The organism is Rathayibacter sp. AY2B5, from assembly GCF_002931645.1.
Lineage (GTDB): Bacteria > Actinomycetota > Actinomycetes > Actinomycetales > Microbacteriaceae > Rathayibacter.
Map to the genome: position 1 here is coordinate 1 of NZ_PSUE01000005.1, position 12,973 is coordinate 12,973.

Here is a 12,973-nt window from a genome sequence, read left to right on the forward strand (position 1 = left end):
GTCGCCGTCGCCGCGACAGCGGCGACCACTCCCGCGCAGAGCCTGCTCGCGGACTTCACCTTCGACACCACTCCTCGCGGTGCGGCGCCTCCGCTCCGATCGTCGTCGAGGCGCCGTGGCCGGTCCGGACGACGGTCTCGGCGGGCAGCGTCAGCAGGCGCTCCGTGATCGAGTCGATGATCGTCGGGAAGTCGCTGTAGGAGCGGCCGGTGGCCCCCGGCCCGCCCTGGAAGAGCGTGTCGCCGGTGAACACCGTGCCGAGCGCCTCGGCGACGAAGCAGACGGCGCCGGGGGTGTGGCCCGGGGTGTGCCGCACCTCGAGCTCGACGCCGGCGACGGGCACGATCCGCCCGTCGACCAGGGCGCCGCTCGGGGCCGTACCGGGGTGCACGGCGTCCCACAGCATCCGGTCGGCCTCGTGGAGCAGCACCGGGGCGCCGGTCGCAGCGCGGACTCCCTCGACCGCGTCGAGGTGGTCGTCGTGCCCGTGGGTCAGCAGCACGGCGAGGAGTCGGCGCTCGCCGACGGCCGCGAGGATCGCGTCCGCGTCGTGGGCGGCGTCGATGACGACGCACTCGGAGTCGTCGCCGACGATCCAGACGTTGTTGTCGACGGCCCAGGTGCCGCCGTCGAGGCTGAAGGTGCCGCTCGTGACGAGCTGCTCGATCCGCGCGCCCATCAGAGCACCACCACCGAGCGGAGCACGTCGCCGCCGGCCATCGTGGCGAAGGCCTCCTCGATGTCCTCGATCCCGATCCGCTCGCTCACGAACTCGTCCAGGGGCAGTCGGCCCTGGAGGTAGAGGCCGGTCAGCATCGGGAAGTCGCGCTCGGGCAGGCAGTCGCCGTACCAGCTCGACTTCAGCGAGCCGCCGCGGCCGAAGACGTCGAGCAGGGGGATCTCGAGCGTCATCTCGGGAGTCGGCACCCCGACCAGCACCACGGTCCCGGCGAGGTCGCGGGCGTAGAACGCCTGGCGCCAGGTCTCGGGGCGGCCCACGGCGTCGATGACGACGTCCGCTCCGAAGCCGTTCGTCAGGGCCTGCACCGCCGCGACGACGCCCGCCTCGTCGAGGCCGCTGGAGTCGATGACGTGCGTGGCGCCGAGCTTCTCGGCCGCGACCAGCTTCTTGGGGTCCCGGTCGATCGCGATGACCGTGCCGGCGCCCGCGAGAGCGGCGCCGACCACGGCGGCCGTGCCGACTCCTCCGCAGCCGATGACCGCGACGGAGTCGCCGCGCGTCACGTTCCCGGTGTTCATCGCCGCGCCGAGGCCGGCCATGATCCCGCAGCCGAGCAGGCCCACCGCGGCGGGGTCCGCCTCCGGATCGACCTTCGTGCACTGCTTCGCGTGCACGAGGGTCTTCTCGGCGAAGGCGCCGATCCCGAGGGCGGGGCTGAGCTCGGTGCCGTCCTCCAGGGTCATCCGCTGAGTCGCGTTGAAGGTGTCGAAGCAGTACCAGGGCTCGGCCCGGGTGCAGGCCCGGCACTCGCCGCAGACCGCGCGCCAGTTGAGGACCACGAAGTCGCCGACCGCGACATGGGTGACTCCCTCTCCGATCGCGCTGACCCGTCCGGCCGCCTCGTGACCGAGGAGGAAGGGGAAGTCGTCGCTGATCCCGCCCTCGCGGTAGTGGAAGTCGGTGTGGCAGACACCGCAGGTCTCGATGTCGACCACGGCCTCGCCCGGGCCCGGATCGGGGACGACGATGTCGACGAGCTCCACGGGAGCGCCCTTCGACCGGGCGATGACGCCGCGCACAGTGGTGGGCATGGGGGCTCCTTCGACGGGGGCGTGCAGGTCCGCTCCACAGTAACGACCGCGGGAGGCGGGTGCGCCGGGTAGACGCGGGCGCTCCCGCCCACTCCGGGGCCGGGCCGCCCGCCTCGCGGACCGCGACCCTGACAGTCGGTAGGGTGCGGGCCATGCGCACTCTGTACCCCGAGATCGAGCCCCACGACTCCGGCATGCTCGACGTCGGCGACGGCCACTCGCTCTACTGGGAGGTCTCGGGCAACCCCGAGGGCAAGCCCGTCGTGTTCCTGCACGGCGGCCCCGGAGCCGGCACCTCGCCCGCCCACCGGCGGCTGTTCGACCCCGAGAAGTACCGCATCGTGCTGTTCGACCAGCGGATGTGCGGCCGCTCCACCCCGCACGCCGGCGAGCCGGAGGCCGACCTCTCGACCAACACCACCTGGTACCTGGTCGCCGACATCGAGCGCCTCCGCGAGCACCTCGGCGTCGAGCGCTGGCTCGTGCTCGGCGGCTCCTGGGGCTCGACCCTCGCCCTCGCCTACGCCGAGACCCACCCCGAGCGGGTCAGCGAGATCGTCCTCCGCGGGATCTTCACCCTCCGGCGCGCCGAGCTCGAGTGGTTCTACGAGGGCGGCGCCGCCGCGGTCTACCCGGACCTCTGGGAGGGCTACACCTCCGTCGTCCCGGCCGGCGAGCGGGGCAGCCTCATCGAGGCGTACTACCGCCTGCTCCACGACGCGGACCCCGCCGTGCACGGCCCCGCCGGCGTCGCCTGGACCACCTGGGAGGCGTCGACCATCACCCTCGTGCAGAAGCCGGAGCTGATCGCGGACTGGTCCGATCCCGTCTTCGCGCTCGCCTTCGCCCGCATCGAGAACCACTTCTTCGTGCACAGGGGCTGGTTGGAGGAGGGGCAGCTGATCCGCGACGCCGGCGTCCTCCGCGACATCCCGGCCGTCATCGTGCAGGGCCGCTACGACATGTGCACCCCGGCCTTCACGGCCTGGGACCTGCACCGGGCCTGGCCCGAGGCCGACTTCCGGATGATCGCCGACGCGGGCCACGCCTTCGACGAGCCGGGGATCCTCGACGCGCTGATCGAGGCGACGGACCGCTTCGCGTCCTGACGGGCGGGGCGGTCCGCGCCTCGCGGCCGGGATGTCCGGGCGCCCGTGCCTGAGCGTCCCGCGCCCGGTGCCGTCGTGTCCCGGGAGCGGGTCTACCCTGATCAGATGCGCGCGGACGACGCCTCCGGGATGGAGGACTGGCCCACCGGCCGGCTGCTCTCCACCGCCTCCCGGATGGTCGAGCACGCCTGGCACGGCGCCCTCGCCGAGATCGGCCTCACCCACGCCGGCCTGATCGTGCTGCACCTCCTGCAGGCGGGTCCCGTCGCGCAGAAGGAGCTGGCCGCCGCGGCCCACGTCGAGGTGCAGACCATGTCGCGCACCATCGAGCGCCTCGAGCGCGAGGGCCACGTCTCGCGCACCACGGATCCGTCGGACCGCCGCCGGCAGCTCGTCGCGCTCACCGACGTGGGCAGCGAGGCCTGGCGCCGGGCGCACCGCCTCGAGGTCGACATGTTCCCGGGCTCGCTCGAGCACGGCCCCCTGCGCGAGGCGCTGCTCGAGATCATCCGCTCGGCCAGCGAGTCGCGCTGGGGCTGACCGCAAGCCCGAGCGGAGCCCGTCCGCGGAGCGCTAGCTTCGTCGGCATGACCTTCAACGACGACTCCCAGCTCAGCGGCGGCAAGGTCCGCCGTCGCGGCCGCACTACCGGCATCGCCGTCGGCGGGGGCGCGGTGGGCGTGGTCGTGCTCGCGCTGCTCTCGCAGCTGCTCGGCGTGAACCTCTCGGGCCTCGGCGAGGTGTTCGGCGGAGGCGGGTCCTCGCCGGAGGGCGTCACCTCCACCGCGGTGGCCTGCGACAGCGGCGCCGACGCGAACACGCAGGTCGACTGCCGCCTCGAGGGTGCGGCGGAGTCGCTCGACCGCTACTGGGGCGAGCAGACGCCGACACTCGGAGTCGCCTACACGACCCCGACCGGCGTCGACCTGTTCGAGGACAGCACCACCACCGGCTGCGGGAGCGCGACCGCCGCGGTCGGCCCGTTCTACTGCCCGCCGGACCGGACGATCTACCTCGACACCGACTTCTTCGACGAGCTGCGCACCCGGTTCGACACCTCGGGCGGATCGCTCGCGCAGATGTACATCCTCGCCCACGAGTGGGGCCACCACATCCAGAACCTGACCGGCGCGATGGAGTCGGCGGACCGCTCCGGCACCGGCCCCGAGTCGGACTCGGTGCGCCTCGAGCTGCAGGCCGACTGCTTCGCCGGCGCCTGGGTGGGCGACGCCTCGACGGTGCCCGACGAGACCGGCACGCCCTACCTCAAGCCGGTGACGGCGCAGGAGTACCAGGACGCGCTCGGCGCCGCGGCCGCCGTCGGCGACGACCGCATCCAGGAGCAGGCCACCGGCACCGTCGATCCGGAGGGGTGGACGCACGGCTCGGCCGAGCAGCGCCAGCGCTGGTTCCAGGCCGGCTTCGAGGGCGACGCCATCGACTGCGACACCTTCGCGGCCGCGCAGCTCTGACCGGGCGCCGCTGAGCGCTCCTCGCCGCTCGATGAGGACCCGCGCGGGTCAGGACACGGAGTCGGCCGGCTCCTCCATGTACCACTCGGTGAACGAGCGCGCCCGCCCGTCGGGGGCGAAGCGGATGACCCAGAGGTTCAGGTAGGTGCGGTCGCCCGGGTAGACGGTGCGCGCCTCCACCACAGCGGTCTCCTCCGTCAGTGCGACCAGGCCCCACGCGAACGTCGGGTCGGCGGGCTCCTCCTCCGCCAGCCACCACTCGACGATCGCGTCGCGCGGGGTGATCGCGTCGCGGTGCGGCGCCGTGAAGTACTCGGCGTCCTCGGTGAACAGTGCGGCCACGTCTGCCGCGTCGTCCGTGGCCCAGGCCTTCTCGTAGCCGGCGATCCAGCTCTCGATGTCGATCATCCGCCCATCCTCGTCCTGCCCGACGCGCGCGGGAAGGAGGAGGAGGGAACAAAGCGGCGGCCCGCGCTGTTGAGCCCCGAGCCGGTCGAAAGCAGAGCCGAGCGATACGATCCCGCCGACGACGGCCCGCCCGCCGCCGCGGTCCGGGTGCGCGTCCGCCGCCGACACGAAGGACAGCCGTGCCCGACTCCGACAGACGCTCCCTGACCCGCTCGCCGGACCCGCGCCTCATCACCGCCGTCCTCGCCTTCGCGGGGATGAGCGCCTCCTTCATGCAGACGCTGGTCGTCCCGATCCAGTCCGAGCTGCCGACGCTGCTCGGCGCCGACCGCACCGAGACCGCGTGGGTGATCACCGCGACGCTGCTGAGCGCCTGCATCCTCACCCCGGTCTCGGGCCGCCTCGGCGACCTCTACGGCAAGCGGCGGATGGCCGTGGCCGCGCTGGTCGTGCTCGTGATCGGCTCGATCGTCTGCGCCTTCGCGGGTGACGTATGGACGCTGGTCGTGGGCCGGGCCCTCCAGGGCGCGGTGATGGGCGTCATCCCGCTCGGCATCTCGATCCTCCGCGACACCCTCCACCGCGACCGGCTCCCCGGTGCGATCGCCCTGGTCAGCGCGACCCTCGGCATCGGCGGCGCGCTCGGCCTGCCGCTCAGCGCCCTCATCGCGCAGAACACCGACTGGCACGTCCTGTTCTGGATGTCCGCGGGCCTCGGCGTCCTCGACATCGTCCTCGTCCTCCTGGTCGTACCGGTGTCGACGCTGCGCTCGCCCGGCACCTTCGACGTGGTCGGCACGATCGGCCTCGCCCTCGGACTGAGCGGCGTGCTGATCGCCGTCTCGCGCGGCAACGACTCCGGCTGGACGAGCCCCGCGATCCTGGGCTCCGGCCTCGGCGGCATCGCAGTCCTGCTCCTCTGGGGCTGGTACGAGCTGCGGCAGGAGAGCCCGCTCGTCGACCTCCGGGTGGCCGCCCGCCCCGCCGTGCTCTTCACCAACCTCGCCTCGGTGGCGGTCGGCTTCGCGTTCTTCGGCGCCCAGATCACCCTGCCGCAGCGCCTCGAGCTGCCCGCCGCGTCGGGCGTCGGCTTCGGCCTGAGCCTGATCGTGGCGAGCCTCGTGCTCGCCCCCTCGGGCCTGGCGATGATGGCGACGTCCCCGCTCGCCGCCCGCCTCTCGGCGCAGTCCGGGCCGCGGCTCGTGCTGATCGCCGGCTCCGGGCTGATCGCGGTCTCGTACCTGCTGATCCTCCCGTTCGGCGGCGAGGTGTGGCAGATCCTGGTGATCAACGCCCTCATCGGCGTCGGCCTGGGCCTCGCCTACGCCGCGATGCCGACGCTCATCATGCACGCCGTCCCCGCCTCGGAGACCGCCGCCGCGAACGGGCTGAACTCGCTGATGCGCACCCTCGGCACGACGCTCTCCTCCGCCGTGACCGCGGGCGTGCTCGCGCAGCTGACCGTGTCGGTCGGCGACGTGCAGCTGCCGAGCTCGCAGGGCTTCGAGACCACGTTCGTGATCGGCGCGATCGGAGCGCTGGTCGCCGTCGCCCTCGGCCTGCTCATCCCGCGGGCGCCCCGACCGGAGGCGCGACCCGCTCTGCCCTGACCGGTCCGCGCGTCGTCGGCCGCGAGTGCTCCTCGCTGAGGAGACCTGGTCGCGGCCGGCGACGCGCGTCCGCTACTCGTCCTCGAGAAGCATCCGCTCGATCTGCAGCTCGCGCAGCCGCGTCGAGGCCTGCAGGTTCTCGCGCGCGGCGAGCACCAGGCGGCACAGCAGCACCAGCAGCACGATCGCGAGCACCGCGACGGCCGTCACGACGACTCCGTACAGCGCGGTCAGGACTCCCCAGGTCTGGATCATCCCTCGACGCTACGGAGCCGCGCCCGCCCTCGCGTCCCCCGCTCGGCGGAGAGCGCGGGGCGGGGCGGGCAGCCGGTGCAGGGGCAGTGGACGCGCAGAGCCCGGCCCGCGACGGCTCAGCCCGCGTACGCCCCGCGGTACGCCCGCGCCGGGTGCGTCGCCGGCAGCTCGTCCGTCCCGAACAGCTTGCGGCGCAGCGTCCCCTCGGCGTACTCGGTCTGCGCGAGGCCCCGCTCCTGGAGCACCGGCATCACCCGGTCGACGAACTCCTCGTAGCTGCCGGGCAGGATCCAGTTGACGACGTTGATCCCGTCGATCCCCGCGTCGCGCCAGCCCGCCAGGTGGTCGGCGATCTGCTCGGGAGTGCCGACGACCCGTCCGCGCAGCTTCGCCGAGAGCCGGGCCAGATCACGGACGGTCGGCTCGCGGTCGGGGGAGGCGTCGCGGATCCACTGCAGGTGGCTCTGGCCGGCGTAGGTCTCGATCGCCGAGAGCGGCAGGTCGGGGTCGAGCTTCTCGCCCGTCGCCGGGTCGAAGCCGAGGTTCGAGTGCACGAGGAACGCGTCCGAGGAGAGGTACTCGTCGATCTCGCGCTCGGCGCGGCGCGCCTCCTCCTCCGTGTCGCCGGTGATGAAGGAGAGCCCCAGGTAGAAGGAGGGCGCACCCGCTCCGCGACCGGCCGCCGCGGCGAGGGCCCGCGTGTCCTCGATCAGCTCGCGGGTCTTCTCCGGCGACCCCGAGAACACGAACTGCGCCTCCGCGTTCCGCGCGGCGAAGCGCCGGCCCGCGGGGGAGGAGCCGGCCTGGAAGAGCACGGGCGTGCGCTGGGGGGACGGAGCCGAGAGGTGCGGCCCCTGCACGCGGTAGCGCTTCCCGACGTGGTCGATGCGGTGGATGCGCGCCGGGTCGGCGAAGGAGCCGCTCTTGTCGCGCAGGAGCGCGCCGTCGTCCCACGAGCCCTCCCACAGCTTGTAGACCACGTCGAGGTACTCCTGCGCCCAGGCGTAGCGCTCGTCGTGCTCCTCGAGCCGGTCGTAGCCGAAGTTGCGGGCCGCGCCGTCGAGGGCGCTGGTGACGATGTTCCAGGCGATCCGCCCCTTCGAGAGGTGGTCGAGGGTCGAGACCTTGCGGGCGAAGTCGAACGGATGCGACTGCAGCACCGAGCTCGTGAACGCGAAGCCGAGGTGCTCGGTGCTCACCGCCAGGGCCGAGAGCAGCACGGACGGGTCGTTGCTGGGCAGCTGCAGCCCCTCGCGGGCGTTGACGTCCCAGTCGCCGTCCGCCGGACCGTAGAGCCCCGCCACGTCGGCGAAGAACATCGCGTCGAAGCGGCCGCGCTCCAGCGTCCGGGCGAGGTCGACCCAGAGCTGCACGTCGTCGAACTCGTGCTGCCGGGCGTCGGGGTGGCGCCAGAGGCCGTGCTGGATGTGGGAGGCGGTGTTCATGACGAACGCGCAGAAGCGCAGCGGGCGGGGCTCGGTGATCACGCTCCCAGGCTAGGCCGGGCGCCTCCCACCGGTCTCGAACGACTCCGCGCGTAGGGTGTCCGACTGTGGAATCCCGCATCCCCGAACCCGCGCACGCCGTCCCTCCGCTGACGGACGCCGTCGCCGAAGCGCTCGACGCCACCACCGTCGCCGAGATCCGCGCCCTGCGCGACGACTTCGCGCGCTTCATGCTCCAGTACAAGTTCGGGATGGACGAGATCGTCACGAAGGTGTCGATCCTGCAGGAGGAGTTCCGCGAGCTGCAGGAGTACAACCCGATCGAGCACGTCACGAGCCGGCTCAAGTCGGCCGACAGCCTGATCGAGAAGATCGAGCGCAAGGGCTGCGAGACGACCTTCGAGGGCATCGCCGACGCGATCACCGACATCGCCGGCGTGCGGATCACCTGCAGCTTCGTCTCGGACGTCTACCGCGTCTTCGACCTGCTCACCTCGCAGTCCGACGTGACGGTGCTCGAGGTGAAGGACTACATCGCCGAGCCGAAGGAGAACGGCTACAAGAGCCTGCACGCGATCGTCGAGGTGCCCGTGTTCCTCTCCGGCGGATCCGTCGACGTCTGCGTCGAGGTGCAGTTCCGGACCATCGCGATGGACTTCTGGGCGAGCCTGGAGCACAAGATCTACTACAAGTACGACCGGCAGGTCCCGCAGGAGCTCCTCGACGGCCTCGCCGACGCGGCCCGCACCGCCGCCACCCTCGACGCCGACATGGAGCGCCTGCACCGCCAGGTCCGCGGCCCGCTGCCCGGCGCGCGCACCTACGACGTCTGACACGCCGCCCCACGCCCGCGATCGGGCCGCCCCGACTCCTGCCGATCGAGCAGCCCGCGCAACGGGCGTCTCGAGATCTCCCTACGGAGTCAGCAGCGGCAGCAGCGCCAGCAGCAGCACCGCGGAGCCGTTCAGCGTCGCGTGCGAGACGATCGCCGCTCCGAGCCGCCCGGTGATCGTCGCGATCCAGCCGTGCGCGAGTCCCGCGGTGACCGTGGTCACGCCGAGCGTCACGATCGTCGCCGGGTTCACCATCTGGTGCCCGTGCAGCAGGGCGAAGACCGCCGTGGACGCCAGGATGCTGAACACCATCGCCCAGACCCGGCGGCCGCGGGTGGGCGGCGCCGACTCCGCGGAGCCCCGGAGCATCCGGTTCCGCACCGCGCGCATCACGACGCCGCGGCAGAGGACCTCCTCGACCAGCGGCGCGACGACGACGGGGATGAGGACCGAGCTCAGCACGAACCACAGCGGATCGGGGTCGATGTCGAGGTTCCCCTGCGCGTCCTGGAGGAGCGGAGCGAACGCGGCGAGCACGAACAGGATCACGACGCGCACCGCGATGCCGAGCCCGATCCCGATGGGCACGTCGATCCAGCGGAACCGCAGCCCGAAGTCGGCCGCCATCGTGCCCAGCCCGCGCAGCCGAGACGCCGCGAACGGGACGATCAGCGCGACGAGGTAGCTCGCGAGCGCCCCCGCGAAGGCGAGTCCGGCGGAGTAGGGGAGCACGCCGAACCCGAACAGCAGGATGAGCACGGCCAGCGGCAGGACGATCCCGACGATCGTGAGCACGGCGGTCGGCAGGCCCCAGCGGACCCGAGGATCGGGCAGGTAGAGGAGGGAGGAGTAGGGCGCGTGGACCGAGGGGATGGGCTCGGCCGGCCACGACGTCGTCGCAGCGGAGTCGGGCGCGAGCGTCGCGGGATCGGGCGGCGGGAAGGCGTCGGGTTGCATGGCCGGGCCAGCCTACGCAGACCGCCTGGACGGGATCCGGGCCGCAGTCACTGCTCGGCGCGGTCCGGATCGGCAGGACGGGCGCACGTCGCGGATCGCGGCGGCGGGGACCTCCGGGTACGAAGAAACCCCCGCCATGTAGAAGCTAGGCGAGGGTTCCAGCGGCTCCGACGGGCGTCGATCCCGTGACCTCACGATTTTCAGGCGTACTGCCGCTGCGGTGTCGATGTGACGGAGCGCACATCGGAAGACAACACCGCGCGCGCGGCTGTGCTCGCTCGTGGGTGCGGGGCACCGATCAAGACCGCCACGGACGTCTGGGTTCGGTGTGGTTCGAGGATCAGGAGCAAGTGCGGTTCGTGCGCGGAGCTGTACCGCAGTGACTGGGCAGCGATTGCACGCTCGGGTGTTTTTGACGGACCGGTCGAGCATTACCGCTTCTACCTGCTGACGCTCACCGCTCCATCGTTCGGCGGCGTGCACCGAGTGCCCCGCGAGGGCAGTGCGAACTGCCGCTGCGGCAGCGTGCACGACGCGTCGGATGCCGGACTCCGTGGTGTCCCGCTTGACACTGGCAGCTACGACTACGCGGGTCAGGTCGCTTGGAACCGGGACGCGGGGCTGCTGTGGGACCGCACGCGGCGGCGGATACGCGACAGGTGGGACTCGCTCGAGTACTTCATCGTCCGCGAGTGGCAGGACCGAGGAGTCCTGCACGTGCACGCACTGGTGCGAATCAAGCGCTTTGAAGCACCGGACCAGGACACGCTCCGTGATGCGGCGCGGACGGCGACTGCGGTATCACGCATTGACGGGTACCTGGTGGAGTGGGGCGCTCAAGCAGACTGCAAGGCGTTCCGAGCTGACGGCGACGGCGCGAAGACGATCTGGTATCTCTCCAAGGCCCTGAACTACGTCCTCAAAGACGTGGCGTCCGATGCGGACGCAGTTCCGGTTGAGGTGTGGAGGCATCAAGCCGCGCTCGGGCAGGCCGCGCGGCAGATGCGCTGCGCGCGTGATTGCACGCCCCAGGACTGCTCCAGCCTCGTGCATCAGAGGCACGGGTCACGGTCACAGATCGTCAGCGCATCGCGGCGGACGGTCAAAAGGACCGGCTGGTCGTTTACCGGCCTGACGAGGACGGTCCAGCGCCAGCTACGCCGGGCGTGGTGGGACGCGCGCCCGACAGACGACGGCGGAGCGGGCCGACCGACCGCGGCGCCGGCGGCCCTCGAGGACCTCGCGGCGCGCTCGCGTCGCGAGTTGGTTGCGCGGGATGGATCCGCGCCATGAAAGGAGTGCTCGCAATTGCCGAATAGTCGCTGTCACCTGGTTGGTAATCCGCAGCCGTACTGGGACATCAAAGTACGCGAAGCACTAGGTCGAGAAGGTGAAATCGTGGGCGGGGTTTCCGGCATCGTCCAGACGTCCGAAGCTGCTTTGGACACCTTTCGAGTTATCTTCCCTGAATTGTCCGCAGTCCCGCTCGTGGCTGTACGCACGAGCGGCGTGCCCGTAAGGGCGTCAGACGAGACGCCCTGAGTGGTGGTGGGGAGGACCCGTAGCGGTGCCGCCTGCGGCACGCGAGCGCCCTCCCCGCCACCGCTCAGGGCCCTCGTCTGTGCTGGCGGATCACGATGTCGAGGGCAACCGGAGCGCACAGCGCGGAGGGCGGCAGCAGCCCCGCTAGGCTGGCGCGCATGAACGTGAGGCTCCCTTCCCGCTACGAGGACTTAGACGTTGCCTATCGCGGCAGCTTGAAACCGAATCGTCAGCTTATCGATCTCGTGCGTAGCGGCAAGAGCTCGATGGATATCTCTGGCGGTATCCGGTTCCTTCCGATTTTTGGTCGAAGCGGGTCCGGGAAAAGCTCGGCGGCTCGGGAATTGGGGACGCACCTTCCTGAATCGCGGGTCGTTGTACTTACTAGGCAAGCTCTAGCTTCATCGTCAGCGCTTCTCGAGGAGCTACGCGACGCGTATGGACGACGTGATCATCCGGCGTTGCTGATTGCGGTGATTGACCAGTATGAGGAAACAGTTGCCGAGCGCTCGTCGATTCCAACCCAATTTGTTGAGCGGCTGAGCCTGATGGATCGGAACGAGCTTCGCGAGCTTCCCGTCATGTTTCTTTGGCTGACGACGAATCGTGATTTTCAGGCGGCACTATCCGCAGCCACGAGTCGGAACGAGCGGATACTTCTCAGAGCCGACTTCGAACTTCAGGGCCCGGACGAGGATGATTGGCCGAGCATTGTTGAGGATACCTTCGCGTTCCACAACGGCCAGCCGTTAGCCGACTATGAAATCCTCCAGGCTGACATCGTCGATATGGCTGATCAGGCCGCTACGCTCGGCGCGACGATCGAGGCTGTCGGTGCGCGTCTTGGCCAACAGCAGTCCGGGCTGCAGGACCTTTCCCAGTATCAGGTTGTGATGCTTTGGCCGGTGACAGATGGGCATCGGATTACGCGTGTTTCCGCATTCACCAATCCGCGTGACGGTTACAAGCTTAACTGGGACGCGTTTTATCGCGAATTGAACGCTGATGATCGACGAACGCTGCCCCTCGCCGAGCTGAACCGTGCTCGGCTCTACTTTGACGTTCGGCTGGTGCCGATTGCCGTTGCCGATATTAAGCCTTTGTGTAGGAATCTTGACGACCCGGACTTTGTCCCCGGTGACTCATACGTTGAACAGTTCACTCATACGCACTTCTACTCCATCATCTCGGAGTCTTGGAATCCGACCACTTATGCACCGATGCGGGAACGTGAGTCCACTCGCGCGTCAGCGGCTAGAGAATGGTACGAAGGTGGAATTACGACACAGCCCACCAAATTGGGCCGTCGACTCGCGAAGTGCATTGAGTTGAGTGGCCTGACTGCTGGGTATGAGCGAGAGCTCCGCTCGCCTCACGCTGCTGTGCGGGCAGATATTGCTGTCGATCGCCCGGCCAGTGCCCAATCGGTGTGCATCGTGGAGTTGAAGGTTTTTTCAACGGAAGGCACTCGTCCGTCAAGCATCAAAGATGCGATACGAACGACGTTGAAGCGGCACGCTCAGTTCGCGGGATTCCTGCGGCGCTCTTGATCCTGTGTAGAAGATTTCG

Annotated in this window: 13 protein-coding genes; 7 read left to right on the forward strand and 6 right to left on the reverse strand. The window is 70.2% G+C overall.

Annotation, left to right across the window (positions count from 1 at the left end; all coding sequences use genetic code 11):
* Window positions 1–55 precede the first annotated feature (55 nt).
* Both C5C30_RS04845 and C5C30_RS04850 read right to left on the reverse strand, forming a co-directional pair.
* Window positions 56–679 (reverse strand): MBL fold metallo-hydrolase, encoded by a 624-nt coding sequence (locus C5C30_RS04845; RefSeq protein WP_104333279.1) that lies wholly within the window; start codon window positions 677–679, stop codon window positions 56–58.
* On the reverse strand, window positions 679–1,773 hold the full coding sequence (locus C5C30_RS04850; RefSeq protein ID WP_104226021.1) for an S-(hydroxymethyl)mycothiol dehydrogenase: 1,095 nt from the start codon (window positions 1,771–1,773) through the stop codon (window positions 679–681). The genes C5C30_RS04845 and C5C30_RS04850 overlap by 1 nt, the downstream gene beginning before the upstream one ends.
* Before the next feature lie 152 nt (window positions 1,774–1,925).
* Between C5C30_RS04850 and pip the strand changes: the two genes are divergently transcribed.
* The 3 genes from pip (at window position 1,926) to C5C30_RS04865 (ending at window position 4,354) form a co-directional block, all read left to right on the forward strand.
* Window positions 1,926–2,882 (forward strand): prolyl aminopeptidase, encoded by a 957-nt coding sequence (pip, locus tag C5C30_RS04855; RefSeq protein ID WP_104224398.1) that lies wholly within the window; start codon window positions 1,926–1,928, stop codon window positions 2,880–2,882.
* 105 nt (window positions 2,883–2,987) lie between these two features.
* Window positions 2,988–3,422 (forward strand): MarR family winged helix-turn-helix transcriptional regulator, encoded by a 435-nt coding sequence (locus C5C30_RS04860; protein ID WP_104247849.1) that lies wholly within the window; start codon window positions 2,988–2,990, stop codon window positions 3,420–3,422.
* A gap of 47 nt (window positions 3,423–3,469) precedes the next feature.
* Window positions 3,470–4,354 carry a neutral zinc metallopeptidase gene (locus C5C30_RS04865; protein ID WP_104247848.1) on the forward strand — a complete coding sequence of 295 codons (885 nt, stop codon included), beginning with the start codon at window positions 3,470–3,472 and terminating at the stop codon, window positions 4,352–4,354.
* Window positions 4,355–4,402: 48 nt separating this feature from the next.
* Here C5C30_RS04865 and C5C30_RS04870 read toward each other — a convergent pair whose 3' ends face one another.
* On the reverse strand, window positions 4,403–4,762 hold the full coding sequence (locus C5C30_RS04870) for a nuclear transport factor 2 family protein (RefSeq protein ID WP_104255526.1): 360 nt from the start codon (window positions 4,760–4,762) through the stop codon (window positions 4,403–4,405).
* A gap of 179 nt (window positions 4,763–4,941) precedes the next feature.
* Between C5C30_RS04870 and C5C30_RS04875 the strand changes: the two genes are divergently transcribed.
* Window positions 4,942–6,372, forward strand: coding sequence for an MFS transporter (locus C5C30_RS04875; RefSeq protein WP_244230520.1), 1,431 nt, complete (start codon window positions 4,942–4,944; stop codon window positions 6,370–6,372).
* Window positions 6,373–6,444: 72 nt separating this feature from the next.
* Here C5C30_RS04875 and C5C30_RS04880 read toward each other — a convergent pair whose 3' ends face one another.
* Window positions 6,445–6,627, reverse strand: a complete 183-nt coding sequence (locus C5C30_RS04880) for a hypothetical protein (protein WP_104224402.1) — start codon at window positions 6,625–6,627, stop codon at window positions 6,445–6,447.
* 116 nt (window positions 6,628–6,743) lie between these two features.
* Window positions 6,744–8,072: an NtaA/DmoA family FMN-dependent monooxygenase gene (locus C5C30_RS04885; RefSeq protein WP_374955300.1), complete on the reverse strand. Its 1,329-nt coding sequence runs from the start codon at window positions 8,070–8,072 to the stop codon at window positions 6,744–6,746.
* 230 nt (window positions 8,073–8,302) lie between these two features.
* Between C5C30_RS04885 and C5C30_RS04890 the strand changes: the two genes are divergently transcribed.
* A complete protein-coding gene (locus C5C30_RS04890) occupies window positions 8,303–8,905 on the forward strand; it encodes a GTP pyrophosphokinase family protein (RefSeq protein WP_104234325.1) in 603 nt (200 codons plus the stop codon).
* 81 nt (window positions 8,906–8,986) lie between these two features.
* On the opposite strand, the gene C5C30_RS04895 is transcribed toward C5C30_RS04890, so the two are convergent.
* On the reverse strand, window positions 8,987–9,862 hold the full coding sequence (locus tag C5C30_RS04895; RefSeq protein ID WP_104333280.1) for a CPBP family intramembrane glutamic endopeptidase: 876 nt from the start codon (window positions 9,860–9,862) through the stop codon (window positions 8,987–8,989).
* 228 nt (window positions 9,863–10,090) lie between these two features.
* Between C5C30_RS04895 and C5C30_RS04900 the strand changes: the two genes are divergently transcribed.
* Entirely contained in the window at window positions 10,091–11,155 is a 1,065-nt protein-coding gene (locus tag C5C30_RS04900) for a replication initiator (protein ID WP_146081481.1), read from the forward strand.
* 407 nt (window positions 11,156–11,562) lie between these two features.
* Window positions 11,563–12,954, forward strand: coding sequence for a hypothetical protein (locus tag C5C30_RS04905; protein ID WP_104333343.1), 1,392 nt, complete (start codon window positions 11,563–11,565; stop codon window positions 12,952–12,954).
* The last annotated feature ends 19 nt before the right edge of the window (window positions 12,955–12,973 follow it).

Coding starts and splice junctions, on each gene's coding strand:
- C5C30_RS04860 (WP_104247849.1), top strand. CDS start 2,988: ATGCGCGCGGACGACGCCTCCGGGATGGAGGACTGGCCCACCGGCCGG.
- C5C30_RS04880 (WP_104224402.1), bottom strand. CDS start 6,627: ATGATCCAGACCTGGGGAGTCCTGACCGCGCTGTACGGAGTCGTCGTG.
- C5C30_RS04865 (WP_104247848.1), top strand. CDS start 3,470: ATGACCTTCAACGACGACTCCCAGCTCAGCGGCGGCAAGGTCCGCCGT.
- C5C30_RS04870 (WP_104255526.1), bottom strand. CDS start 4,762: ATGATCGACATCGAGAGCTGGATCGCCGGCTACGAGAAGGCCTGGGCC.
- C5C30_RS04895 (WP_104333280.1), bottom strand. CDS start 9,862: ATGCAACCCGACGCCTTCCCGCCGCCCGATCCCGCGACGCTCGCGCCC.
- pip (WP_104224398.1), top strand. CDS start 1,926: ATGCGCACTCTGTACCCCGAGATCGAGCCCCACGACTCCGGCATGCTC.
- C5C30_RS04890 (WP_104234325.1), top strand. CDS start 8,303: ATGCTCCAGTACAAGTTCGGGATGGACGAGATCGTCACGAAGGTGTCG.
- C5C30_RS04845 (WP_104333279.1), bottom strand. CDS start 679: ATGGGCGCGCGGATCGAGCAGCTCGTCACGAGCGGCACCTTCAGCCTC.
- C5C30_RS04850 (WP_104226021.1), bottom strand. CDS start 1,773: ATGCCCACCACTGTGCGCGGCGTCATCGCCCGGTCGAAGGGCGCTCCC.
- C5C30_RS04885 (WP_374955300.1), bottom strand. CDS start 8,072: ATGAACACCGCCTCCCACATCCAGCACGGCCTCTGGCGCCACCCCGAC.
- C5C30_RS04905 (WP_104333343.1), top strand. CDS start 11,563: ATGAACGTGAGGCTCCCTTCCCGCTACGAGGACTTAGACGTTGCCTAT.